General features: G+C 61.0%; 10 protein-coding genes and 1 pseudogene. 3 read left to right on the top strand and 8 right to left on the bottom strand.

The window, feature by feature from the left end:
* Positions 1 to 4: 4 nt before the first annotated feature.
* The 6 genes and pseudogenes from AC1DJO_RS15580 to AC1DJO_RS15555 all read right to left on the bottom strand — a co-directional run bounded on the left by AC1DJO_RS15580 (position 5) and on the right by AC1DJO_RS15555 (position 6,092).
* The gene (locus tag AC1DJO_RS15580; protein ID WP_477971545.1) at positions 5 to 1,009 is read right to left on the bottom strand and encodes a glycosyltransferase family 2 protein; all 1,005 of its coding nucleotides are present in this window, start codon (positions 1,007 to 1,009) and stop codon (positions 5 to 7) included.
* Entirely contained in the window at positions 1,006 to 1,932 is a 927-nt protein-coding gene (locus tag AC1DJO_RS15575; RefSeq protein ID WP_477971543.1) for a glycosyltransferase family 2 protein, read from the bottom strand. Before AC1DJO_RS15575 ends, AC1DJO_RS15580 begins: the two co-directional genes overlap by 4 nt.
* A complete protein-coding gene (locus AC1DJO_RS15570) occupies positions 1,932 to 2,927 on the bottom strand; it encodes a glycosyltransferase family 2 protein (protein WP_477971636.1) in 996 nt (331 codons plus the stop codon). Before AC1DJO_RS15570 ends, AC1DJO_RS15575 begins: the two co-directional genes overlap by 1 nt.
* Before the next feature lie 60 nt (positions 2,928 to 2,987).
* A pseudogene (locus tag AC1DJO_RS15565) lies at positions 2,988 to 4,130 on the bottom strand (glycosyltransferase); the annotation flags it as partial.
* Positions 4,131 to 4,214: 84 nt separating this feature from the next.
* The gene (exoK, locus tag AC1DJO_RS15560) at positions 4,215 to 5,009 is read right to left on the bottom strand and encodes an endo-1,3-1,4-beta-glycanase ExoK (protein WP_477971541.1); all 795 of its coding nucleotides are present in this window, start codon (positions 5,007 to 5,009) and stop codon (positions 4,215 to 4,217) included.
* Positions 5,010 to 5,012: 3 nt separating this feature from the next.
* Positions 5,013 to 6,092 carry an acyltransferase family protein gene (locus AC1DJO_RS15555; RefSeq protein WP_477971539.1) on the bottom strand — a complete coding sequence of 360 codons (1,080 nt, stop codon included), beginning with the start codon at positions 6,090 to 6,092 and terminating at the stop codon, positions 5,013 to 5,015.
* 572 nt (positions 6,093 to 6,664) lie between these two features.
* Between AC1DJO_RS15555 and AC1DJO_RS15550 the strand changes: the two genes are divergently transcribed.
* The gene (locus AC1DJO_RS15550) at positions 6,665 to 7,624 is read left to right on the top strand and encodes a glycosyltransferase family 2 protein (protein ID WP_477971537.1); all 960 of its coding nucleotides are present in this window, start codon (positions 6,665 to 6,667) and stop codon (positions 7,622 to 7,624) included.
* Between the two features lie 3 nt (positions 7,625 to 7,627).
* On the opposite strand, the gene AC1DJO_RS15545 is transcribed toward AC1DJO_RS15550, so the two are convergent.
* Both AC1DJO_RS15545 and AC1DJO_RS15540 read right to left on the bottom strand, forming a co-directional pair.
* Entirely contained in the window at positions 7,628 to 8,626 is a 999-nt protein-coding gene (locus tag AC1DJO_RS15545) for a glycosyltransferase family 2 protein (protein WP_477950071.1), read from the bottom strand.
* A 113-nt stretch (positions 8,627 to 8,739) separates the two neighbouring features.
* Positions 8,740 to 9,027: an exopolysaccharide production repressor protein gene (locus AC1DJO_RS15540; RefSeq protein ID WP_112390356.1), complete on the bottom strand. Its 288-nt coding sequence runs from the start codon at positions 9,025 to 9,027 to the stop codon at positions 8,740 to 8,742.
* A 785-nt stretch (positions 9,028 to 9,812) separates the two neighbouring features.
* On the opposite strand from AC1DJO_RS15540, the gene AC1DJO_RS15535 reads away from it, so the two are divergent.
* Both AC1DJO_RS15535 and AC1DJO_RS15530 read left to right on the top strand, forming a co-directional pair.
* Entirely contained in the window at positions 9,813 to 10,493 is a 681-nt protein-coding gene (locus AC1DJO_RS15535; protein ID WP_112390357.1) for a sugar transferase, read from the top strand.
* Between the two features lie 76 nt (positions 10,494 to 10,569).
* Positions 10,570 to 11,835 carry a polysaccharide biosynthesis/export family protein gene (locus AC1DJO_RS15530; protein WP_477971535.1) on the top strand — a complete coding sequence of 422 codons (1,266 nt, stop codon included), beginning with the start codon at positions 10,570 to 10,572 and terminating at the stop codon, positions 11,833 to 11,835.
* Positions 11,836 to 11,843: the final 8 nt, after the last annotated feature.

The raw sequence follows: 11,843 nt of genomic DNA, 5'->3' as shown, positions 1-11,843 counted from the left end.
GCTCTTATCCTTTGCGCGAGCGCGAAGCGCCGCCTGTGACAGTGACTTCCGAATTCCGGACAGCAGCGCCGCGAAGGGCTGCCGTCATGCGGTTCAAACGGATTGCGATTGGCATTCTGAGATGCGCGATGGCCAGCGGATCGCGCCAGGCGGCACGAAGCGCCCGGGAGAGGGAGCGCTGCTTGATGCCATCGACGAGTTCAAGAAAGGCATGCGCCTGCCGGAGGCTGCGGGCGCGAAATGTCTGGGCGGCCGTGGCTGCGGCATCGAGGCTGTAGCGCGATAGAAACCGGCGGTCGCCTTCCATCATCGCCTCGATGTGCCTGATATCGAGAACCCGCGAAATCGATCCTTCGCGGATATGATAGTTGTAGCCCGGTTCGGGCTCGATGACGCAGGCAGCGCCGAGCGCCATGGCGGACGCGAGGAAGAGATAGTCTTCGCCGATCCGGAGATTTTCGTCGAAGCGCAGATGATGACGCTCGACGAACGCGCGCTCGAAGACAGGCTTCAGGTAGCCGAAATTGTGCTCGCTGCGAAACAGCGCGTTGGAGCGGATGAATGCCGGCAGCGTCAGCATCGGCGTGGCCGCCAGAGCGGCCGGAGCGAACATGGTTTCGGGCAGCGTTCCGTTGGCGCGGATCACCCGCATGTTATCGACAGCGATCTGAGCACCGGCAGCTTCGGCTCGGGTGATCATGCGCAGCAGGCGGTCCGGTTCGATCGTGTCGTCGGCATCGAGTGTCGCGAGCCAGCGCCCGYGGGCTGCGCTGATCGCCGCGTTGCGGGCGGCGGAGGGGCCACCGTTCCTTTCGAGCGCGATCAGGCGGACATTGCCGCCGTAAGCAGCGGCGACGGCGCGGGTCGCATCCGTCGAGCAATCGTCGGCGACGATGACTTCGACGCTGACACCCACCTGCGCCAATGCGCTGCCGATCGCCTTGTCCAGCGTTTCGGCAGCATTGTAGGCTGCAATGATAAAGCTGATATCGGGCAGCTTTTCGCTCATGCAGCCCCCTCGACAGCGCCATATTGGCGGATTTCGCGAACGCCGAGCAGACCGCTGACGACGCCGATATGCATCGTGCCGCGTAGCGCATAGCGATAGCGCGGGACCGGCACAAGGATGCAGAGGGCGGCAACGCCCAGGCAGTAGCTGGCCTTGGCTGCGGCAATGCCAATGGCTTTCACGCGGCTCAGACCCTTGCTGTTTTCCTGCAGCAGGCGCCCATGCGTCTGGCCGAAGCGGAAGCGGCGCTTTGCCAGCCAGGAGAGGTCTGCGCGGTTTTCCGGCACCGGCTCGTAGACATGCGCTTCAGGGGCAAAGGCGATCTTGCCGCCTTCCCGATGCAGGTAGCTGAAGAATTCCGTATCCTCGCCACCGGTCTTGCCGAGCGCGAGATTGAAGCGGCGGCCCTCGACGTGGCGGGAGGCGAGGCGCAGCAGCACGTTGCAGGTATAACCGGTGCGGATTTCGCCATCGACCCAGACGGGCAGGGTGGAATGAAAATCGCCCTCGCGCATCCAGGCGGGTGCTGTCTGCGCATAGACGCTGCGGACCGGGCCGAGCACGGCGTCGGCCCTGGTCTTTTCAGCGGTATGCAGCAGCTCGACCAGCCAGTTTTCCGAGGCATCCTCGTCGTCGTCGATGAAGGCCAGATAATCACCGGTGGCGTTTTCGAGGCAGGCGTTGCGGGCGATCGAGATGTTCGAGGCCGGGCAATGCACATAGGCGATCGGGTGCGGAATGGTCGAGCGCAGGGCTTCGACCCGGCCTTCGGCGCTGCGCGTCTGGTCATTGTCGGCAACGATGATGCGCAGTTTCACATTCTCGGGCACGGCGAGCATGGCCAGCGAAAGCAGGGCCTCGTCCAGCGACGCGCGCCGGTATGTGCAAACACCAATGTCGATCTGCATGGTCTGATCCTTCATCAGGAGACCTTCCGGTTGCGGAAGCTCAGAAGCTCCATCCAGAAACCGGCCGACCAGGCGAAATGCATCACCATGGCCGAGAGGGCCGCGAGCGGCCCATAAGGATTGCGCTGGCCGACGGCCATCCAGAAGCCGTAGCCGACGCAGGCGATTGCCCAGAGGCTGAAGGGGATCACGGCGATCCAATTCAGCACGGCAAGAAATGCACCGATGAAGACCGGCACGACTGCAAGCGGCAGCATCTGGCGAAGCTTCGGCATATTGCCATGCTTCAGGATGTTCTTGGCGCGTCCCCGGCCGTAGCCGAGATATTGCCGGAAGAGCGTTTTCACGCTCGAACGCGGATAATAGATCATCCGCGTCTTGTCGGTCATCCAGATGCCGAACCCCGCCTTTTTCAGACGGTAGTCCAATTCCGCGTCCTCATTATGGCTGAATGTCTCGTCGTAGCCGCCGACGGTCTCGAAGGCGTTGACGCGCATCAGCGCGTGATGGCCGTGATCGGTCCAATGGCCCTCGGCACCCTCACGATGCTTGGAGCCGCCATTGCCGAGCTTGGAGTTCTGGGCAAAGGCAGTCGCCTTCTGGAAGATACCGAAACCGACCGTTTCCATGGCGACGACGACCGAATCGGCTTCCGTCTCCTGCGCTTCCTCGACGAGGCGCTGGCAGTAATCGTCCGGATAATCGCCATGGGCGTCGATGCGGATGAAATATTCGTAGTCCCGGCCGAAGGTGCTGACGGCGAGGTTGATCGCGGCACTTTGCAGCCGGCGCGGATTGTCGAGCAGGATGACGCGGTGATCCGCCTCGCTGATGCGGGCGACGATCTCGCGCGTGCCGTCTGTGCTGCCGCCATCGGCAACGACGATCCGGGCATTGAGGTCGTCGAGCGCCGGATCGAGCTTCTCGATCAGCGGCTCGATATGCTTGGCTTCATTCAGGCAGGGAATGATGATGAGGCTGGAGACGCTGGTACGGACATCAGTCTTCATGGCAGTCAACCCTTCTTGAGCTGCGGGAGCTTTGGGAACGGAACCGGCGGCGAGCCCCTCAGCGGCAGCCGGAACGAGATTGGCAAGTGTTTCGATAAGCGCGCGGCAATCGCCGCGATCGGCCATCCAGGTGTGCCTGCCGGTATCGGCGACTTCCGATGACAGCGCGCCGTAGCGCTCAGCCGTCAAGCCTTCGAACATCGCCTGCAGCGCATTGGCTGTCGGTTCGTTCAGCGACAGGCCGAGCTGCTTGGCGGAGAGAAAGCGGTTCGTTTCCGTGCCGGCGATGCTGAGCGGCACGCTGCCATAGAGGCAGCCTTCATAGAGCCGGTTCGGCAGCAGCCAGCTGGAATTCAGGCCTTCCTCGAAGAAGTCGATCGCCCAGGAGAAATGCACCTCGCCGTATATGCTGGCGAGATCCTCCGGGTTCCTGTAGGGGCCGCGGAAGCTCAGATAGGGCTCGTTGGCAATGAAGCCATCGAAATCCTCGAATTCGGAATAGGCGGGGCGGCCGCGCAGGATGACCTCGACCCGGCCTTCCATGCGGCGGGTGAAATCGGCGAGCAGTTCCAGAGACTTGCGGCAGCGGAGCGCGCCGAACCAGCCGATCTTCCAAGGCTCGCCATCGGCGGGCGGCAGGCGCAGCGAGGCTGCCTGCGGCATGCCGTCCAGCGCCAGAACCTTGTTTTCCAGCAGCATGACCGGCGCCTTGATGGCCGACCTAGTGGCAAAATAATTGGCGATGAAGGCCGGTGAGCTGGTGATCAGCAGCTTGGCCTTGCGGCCGAAATGAGCCTCGGCCCGGCGCAGCATCTTGCCTGGCGTGCCGTCGTTCGACAGAAGCCGGTGGATATCGAGGCATTCATAGACAACCGGGACGCCGCCGAAGAGCGCGCTGGCGCGATCGGCAACGGCAAGCGCTTCCAGATTGCGGCCGATGATGACATCCGGACGCTCGATGCCTTTCAACAGTCCGCGCAGACGGATTGATGCATTGAAGACCGCGCCGATGCGTTGACCGAACCTGCGGTCGGCTGTTTTGCCCAGCTCGATCGGTGTCACGCCGCTGACCTCGGCCAGTGCATTGTCGCCGCGGCGAAAGCCCGCGAGGGTCACGGCAGCGCCGCCCTCGGTCAGCATCAGCACGCGGCGGCGCACGGCCGGATCGGCCAGATCATGCACCAGATAAAGGACTTTCAGCATCAAGGCTCCTGTGCGTAGACCGGCATTGGCCGGAGTCCGTTTCGGGGGTGAGGCAGGCAAGTCTCAGGCAGTCAGCCTGCCTGCTCAGTTGAGCGTGCAGGCGATCGATTCCGGGAACTGGCATTTGTCGCCGGGCGCCGTGTAGGCGATCCGGTCGATCTGCATCGTGGTCGGCTGGGTGTAGGCGAATTTGCCCATCCAGCCGGCAAGCGTGTCCGTGCCCCAGAGGCTGAAGAAAATCTTCTGCGGGCTTTGCGGGATCTTGCTGGGGTCGGTGACGTCCTGCACCAGCTTGCCATTGAGGTAATAGCGCAGCCGGTTCGGCTCCCAGACGAAGGCGTAATCGTTAAAGTCCTGATCGGCGGACTTACCGACCGGCACCAGCTTCTCGTTGCCGCCCTTGGCCTTGATGTACTGGTTTACCTGAACGGTCGAGCTGTCCTTGCCGAGCACTTCGAAATCGATCTCGTCATGCTGCTGCTTGTCGGCCGGGCCGATATAGGTGAAAAAGGCCGAGTTCAGGCCGGAGCCGGTCGCGGTCTTGATGCGGGCCTCGTAGGTGCCGTAGCTGAAGCGCTTCTTGGTCTGGATCTCGCCGCACTGGTAGTTGCGGTCCTTCGACTTGCCCTGGGCGAAGCCGAGTTCGAGCTTGCCGTCATCGATCTTTACCTGATCCTTCGACCAGGTGCAGTTCTGATGCGGACCGTTGTTCCAGCCGTCGGAAATGTACCAGACGCTGCGGTCGATCTTGTCGAACTCATCGACGAAGGATGTGCCTGCAGCCTGCTGGGCAGACGCGGGAAGGGCGCCGGCGAGGCCGGCACCGATGATCGTAAAACTCAGGCAAAGCCGTCGAGCATGGGCGATTTTCGTCGTCATGTGTCACCTTCGCTGTGGAATGAAATCAGCCGGGATATCCCGGCGGGATGGGGTTTGCGGACCCTTCTTGGTCCGGCCACCGGTCAGGACGGCGTAGGATTTCGGGGCGTTGCTGCGCACGAAGCCGTTCGTGAAAACGAGCAGCGGGAAAAGCACCAGCAGGCAGCCGCCGAAGAACAATGGGTAGAAATCGACGCCGGTCTTGCCCCAGACCATGAAGAGGAAGACCAGCAGCGGATAATGGGCGCAGAAGATCCAGAAGCTGAGGCTGCCGGTTTTCGACAACCGCTGGCCGAGCGGGGTCTTGATGAGCAGGGCCGAAAGCATCCAGAAGCCGGCGGCGCCGCCGATTGCCAGCGCATTGCGCGACAGTTCCACCCAGTCGGGCATCGATGGGCCGGTCGCGTAGATCGCCGTCGCCAGCAGCGCCGAGGCGCCGAGCAGCAGCGCCACACCCAGCGGCGCGAAGCGGTCGAGCGCCTTGATATCGAGCTTGTAGAGGCTGGCATAAATGCCGAAGGTGAAGCTGAACAAGATCGAACGCTTGATGACGATGTAGAGCGGTAGCTCCGGTATCAGCGCCAGCAGCAGCAGCGACGACAGCGTGATCAGCGGGATGCGGCGCACCAGCCAGGCAAGGATCGGCGAGATCAGGATGCAGACGAAGAGATCGCGCAGGAAGTAGAGCGGGATATTCGCCGGAAAGGTTTCGGCGGCAAACAGCTGGCTCAGCAGTTCGCGGAAGGTCGATTCATAGGGGCTGATGACATAGCCGTCGCCGATGCCGATCGCCAGGATCGCCAGGACGGCAATGAAAAACAGCGTGTTCCAGATCAGGAACGGCAGGAACACGGTCTGCGCCTTGGTGCGCACCGTCTTGGTGTAGTTGAAGCCTTCCATCCCGCCGCGAAACAGCAGGTAGCCGGAAATGGCGCTGAGGCACGGGACCCCGACACGGAAGAGCGCTTCGCTCAGGAACACCCGCAGCCAGTCGAAGAAACCGTAGGTTCCGTTGAACGGCGTATTCGCAGGGTCGAATGGTATGTGGACGAACACAATGCCCGAAATGAGCACGATGCGCATCAGATTGATCCGCGAGGATACGTTGGCGTCTACGTTCACTTTATCTGTCACCCCTGTTGGAGCTGCACCTCCCCTTGCAGCCGTTTCAAAGAGCAGACTCTGGCCCGCAGACGAAAAGCTAGAGCGTTTTGGCGGAAGAAAATATGGCACTGCAGCAAAAGTGATCGCCGGTCCCGTTTTGTAACGGTGCGAAATTGCGGCTACCATGGCGTGTCGCGGACCGGGAAATCAGTTGCAGAAACGCTTGAGCGCCCTTTGCGCCAATGTATTTCCGAAAATGATCATAAAACGTTTGTGCCTGTTGCGAAGCGTGATCCGCATGGAAAAGTTTTTCTCATTTGGTGAAGGACATTCTGTGGTTTGTTACAGAACGCGGCGTCTGATTGCGGCCGAAATGTGTCTTCGTCACCCCCAAATGGGTCTATTCGGCACAGCCAGCGCTGGTGGTCCGATATTCCGTCTTTGACAAATTTCGGCCGGAATGCGCTTCATCATGCTGCGGCGCAACAACTTGCCGTGCGGGTGACGGGCTCTAGATTCGCACTCACCACTTCGGCCTGTCAGGAGAAAGAATGGCGACCTTCACGATCATCATCCCGTTTTACCAGCGCGAGGACGGCATCCTGCGCCGGGCGCTGGCCTCTGTCTTCGCGCAGAGCTACCGGGATTTCGATATCCTTGTCGTCGATGACCATTCGCCCTATCCGGCCGAGGACGAGCTTAAGCCGCTGGGGGCGGACGAGCGGGCGAAAATCACCGTGATCCGCCAAGAGAATGCCGGGCCGGGCGGCGCGCGCAATACCGGGCTCGACAATGTGCCTTCGGCCAGCCGCTATGCCGCCTTTCTGGATTCGGACGATATCTGGACGCCGGATCATCTGCAGAACGCCTATGCGGCGATGCAGCGTTTCGACGGCGACTGCTATTGGGCCTCGATCCATGGCGGCGAGGAATTCGATTATCACTTCGGCATTGCCGATCTGGAGGTCAGGGAGGGCGCGCACCGGCTTTCTGACGCCCCGCTGATTATCGAACTGCCCGATATTGCCGGCGTGATGCTGAAGAACTGGGCCTTCCTGCACATGTCCTGCATGGTGATCGGCCGGCCGTTGATCGAGACCGTGCGCTTCGATGCGGCACTCAGGCTTGCCGCCGAGGACGTGCTGTTCTTCTGCGACTGCATGCTGGCCGCCCGTCAGGTGCTGCTCTGCGGCGAAGCCGGTGCGTTGCGCGGCGAGGGGATCAACATCTTCCACGGCGTCGACAACGACTCGCCGCAGTTTCTGAAGCAGCAGTTCATCACCTGGATGGCGCTCGACCGACTGGAAGCGCGCTTTGCGGCGCGGCCGAAGGAAATCCAGACGATCAAGGATTACAAGACGCGGGCGCGCAAGCAGGCGCTGTGGAGTCAGGCGAAGCGGGTGCGCAAGGCGCGCATGCCGGACTTTCGCCTGCTGCTGCACTGGGCACGGCGCGACCCGGCGCTGCTTGCCAGCGCCTTCCAGCTCGCGGGCGGAAAATTCTCGAAATAGCCGTCAGTCGGCGGGCGAGGGGAGCAGGTAGCGCAGGCCGCCGGCACCCTTCGTGGCGATCTCTGCGCCACCGGGGCTGCGGAAGCGCTCGGTCTTGTCCATGAAGATGCCGCAGGCGATCGCCGGAATGGCTGCAGGGTTTGCCAGCGCATAGCCGAGTGCGGCACCGGGGCCAGCTTGCTTCTTGACGTCGAGGAAGTGGCGGAGCTCGTATTTGCCGCGCACGTGGCTTTCGTGGCGGCGCACCGCTGCTTCGCCCTCTGATGTCAGCTTGCAACTCGCAAGGATCGCGCGATCGGCTTCGTAGAGCTTGCGGATGTCGTCGGTGCGGTGGCTGCCGCTCAGCGAATTGCCGCGCACGACCGCACCGTAACCACAGGAATGGATCACCTTGTAGCGGGCGCCATTGGCGAGTGCGCGGACATAGAGCTCGTAATCCTCGCCGAGCCGCATCTCCTCGCGGTAGCGCAGCTTGTGGGCATCGAGGAAAGACCGGCGCATCACCGGCTTCAGAAAGCCGATCTCGCCGCGGCGGACGCCGCGCTTGGAGATGTTGCCGTCGATGAAGGCGACGAGATCGAGAAAGAGCGGGCGATCAGGGAAGCTGTCCAGCCGCTCCGGCGCCAGCATCACCGTTTCCGAATCGACGAAGGCGATGTTGTCGGCCACGAAGTCCCAGTCGTCTTCCGCCAGCATGCGGCTGAAGCGGCCCTCGAAGAAGAAGTCGTCGGCATCGAGGATGGCGATCAGCGGTGCCGTGGAGATTTCGATCGCATGATTGCGGGCGGCAGAAGGCCCGCGATTCTTTTCGAAGGAGACGACATTCAGCCGTCCGCTCGCATCACCGGCGGCGCGCGCCGCATCGGCCGTACCGTCGCTGGAGCCGTCGTCGATGACGACCACTTCGGCCACTTCCTTTTCGCGCAAGGCCGAGCTGACGGCCATTCCGATCGTATCGGCCGCGTTCTTCGCGGCGATGATCACGCATACGCTTGCAACCACGTCGTGCCCTCCGTTGTTGGCGCAACAGTTAGGACGCCGCGGCGGCGGGGGCAATGCAGGAGGTCTTCAAAAGATGTTACGCGCGGTCCGGCAGCACAGGCCGGCCTGTCCGTTCAGCGGTTGAACGGCTCGGAATTGTTGAAGGGGCTGACGGGTAGCTTGTCCTTGTCGTCACGCGCCGGCGCCATGGACGGTGCAATGCCTGCAGAAGAGGCGTTGCGGGCCTTGGCTTCCTTCCAGACCATGAAGATCACGCCACCGAAGTAGCCGAGCTGCAGGAGAACCGCACAGATCGCCGTTTGTATGAGCGTCGTCGTCAGAGAACCGTTCAACACATAGGTTGCCACGGCAAAGACGGCGAGCGCGCCGATCATGCTAACGAAAACGCGAGGTGCATACATGACGTTTGCCTCCCTTTAGGAGGGTTGGTCCAATGAACAGTCATTGAACTCGGGCGCCTCCTAAGGTCCCTTTACTCGATATATTTTAGCAGGCTCTGAGTTTCAACAGAACGAAAGCATTAGTACCGCTAATCTTTTGTCCGGCGTTGCAGGTTTTCTACAGTATGCGGCTTAAGGTTTCCTCCTCGCTTTGCCTAAAAACGCCGATTGGGCGGTAACCATGTGATTTGCAGTCCGGGCGGCACGGGCGGGGTGAAAATTTACTCAAGGTTGCCTTGAATGAGACATTGCACGCCCCAACTCGCGCCACATTTGCATCTCCGGAACAACGCCTGAGGCGCTTATGCGTTCAACTTTTATTACAAAGATTTCATCTAAAACGATTTGAGTGTGCGGTGCGAAACTAATGGTGCGCTGCAATAAATTGGGCTGCGCGCAAATAACAATACGGTACTCGCGATAGTGGCCGCACCCTTTTCGCTAATGCTGCCTGCATTCCCGAAAAGGACTTGTTCTTCAATCTTGTTGCAATGCAAAGCAAACTCTTCCCTCTTTAGTGCAGTGCATCCGAGTTAGTCGGAAACATTGCATGCTTTGCATATCCATTTGAGCTAATCCTAACGGACGGAAAAAGTGAACACGGTTTCCAAAAGGGCCCTGTTACAGACCCGTCTTCAAATTGTGGCTTAAAAAAACAAAATCCACCCATACACTCCGAACCTGTCAGCGCTACCTCAGCGGCTGAGACTACCGACCAAACGGCAAACATAAGTGGAGTTAACTCTATGAAGTCTGCGACGAGATCGGACAGTACGCCATTCTTTGGCGTGGTTCATGCAAACGTGTTTCCGCCGACCGGCGGGATCATGAAGCGCGCATTCGATGTCACCGCTGCATCACTGGGGCTCGTGTTTCTGAGCCCGATCTTCTTGATGGTGATGCTGCTCGTCAAACTAACCGACAAGGGCCCGGCCTTCTATGGTCATCGCCGCATCGGTCATAATGGACAGGAATTCCGTTGCCTGAAGTTCCGCACCATGGCGGTCGATGGCGACCGGTTGCTGCAGGAACACCTGCGTAACAATCCGAAGGCAATGGAAGAGTGGCGTGCGACCCGCAAGCTGCAGGACGATCCGCGTGTTACCGCGGTCGGCAGCGTGCTTCGCAAGCTCAGCCTCGATGAGCTGCCGCAGCTCATCAATATCATTCGCGGCGAAATGAGCGTCGTCGGGCCGCGTCCCGTCGTGCGTGACGAACTGGAGCTCTATGAATCTTCGGCCGTCTTCTATCTTCAGGCACGTCCCGGCCTCACCGGCCTGTGGCAGATCAGCGGACGCAACGACGTCTCCTATGCTACGCGTGTCGCCTTCGACACCCACTATGTCGAAAACTGGTCTCTGACGCGTGACGTCATGATCATCGCCCGGACGATTCCTGCCGTCTGCATGCAGCGCGGCAGCTACTAACGCCGCTCCCACAACTCGACACGTTCGCACGGTGCTGCCCCTATGGCTTGCCGTGCAAATTCACGAGGAAGACTGAATGAAAGAATTCCTTTTTCACCGCCTCACGGCGCGCCGGTCCATTGCTTCAGGTCTCGCAATCGTTGCGGGCCTTGGTGTTTTGATCGGCTCATCGGGGCTTGCCAGCGCCGCCGATTATCAACTCGGCACGATGGACAAGCTGCGCATCCGCGTTGCCGAATGGCAGACGGCGGAAGGCGCGATCCGCGATTGGTCCGTGGTCAGCGGTGATTACTCGATCGGTCCATCGGGCAGCCTGTCGCTGCCGTTCATTGGCGACCTCCCAGCCTCTGGAAAGACGACGGACGCAATCGCGCAGGAAATCGGGCTGGCGCTGCAGAAGCAGTTCGGCCTCAAGGACCGGCCCTCGGCATCCGTCGAGCTCGCCGAGTTCCGCCCTGTCTTTCTCACCGGCGATGTCGAAAAGCCCGGCGAATATCCGTTCGCGCCCAATCTCACGGTTGTCAAAGCCGTGAGCCTTGCGGGCGGACTTCGCCGTGCCGACGCCGGCCAGCGCTTTGCGCGTGATTTCATCAATGCCAAGGGTGACGCCGTCGTCTACACCTCGGAAAAGAACCGCCTCATCGCGCGGCGCGCCCGGCTGCAGGCCGAGACGCAGAACAGCGATGCCATCGACACGCCGCCGGAACTCAAGGATCTGCCGGACGGCAAGGCGTTGATGGCCAGCGAAGTGGCCTTGAAGGACACGCGCAAGAAGCGGCTGACGCTGCAGCTCCAGGCGCTCGACGACCTGAAGGCGCTGCTGCAGGCCGAAATCGAATCCCTGGCGAAGAAGACCGAGACGCAGACGCGTCAGCTCGAACTCGCCAAGGAAGATCGCGACAAGATCGAAAACCTGGCCGAGAAGGGGCTGGCTCTCAGCGCCCGCAAGCTGACCGCCGAACAGCGCGCCGCCGATATCGAAGCGACGCTTCTCGATATCGACACCAATTCGCTGAAGGCCAAGCAGGATATCAGCAAGGCCAATCAGGACGAGATCACGCTGCGCAACGACTGGGACGCCAAGCTGGCCCAGGAGCTGCAGGATACCGAATCCGAGCTGGATACGCTGAACCTCAAGCTTTCCACCAGCGATGCGCTGATGTCGGAGGCGCTGTCGCAGTCGAGCGACGCCGCGCGCTTCGACCCTGAAAACGCCGCGAACATCAACTATTCGATCGTCCGCGATGTCGGCGGGCAGTCGAAGGAAATTCCGGTGCAGGAGAACATGGCCCTCGAGCCGGGCGACCTGATCAAGGTCACGGCCGGGGTTGCGATGCGATAGAAGCGGAG

Source organism: Rhizobium sp. 05N430, from assembly GCF_056396985.1.
Note: the sequence above shows the minus strand (reverse complement) of the source record. Positions and strands in the feature narration are given on the sequence as shown.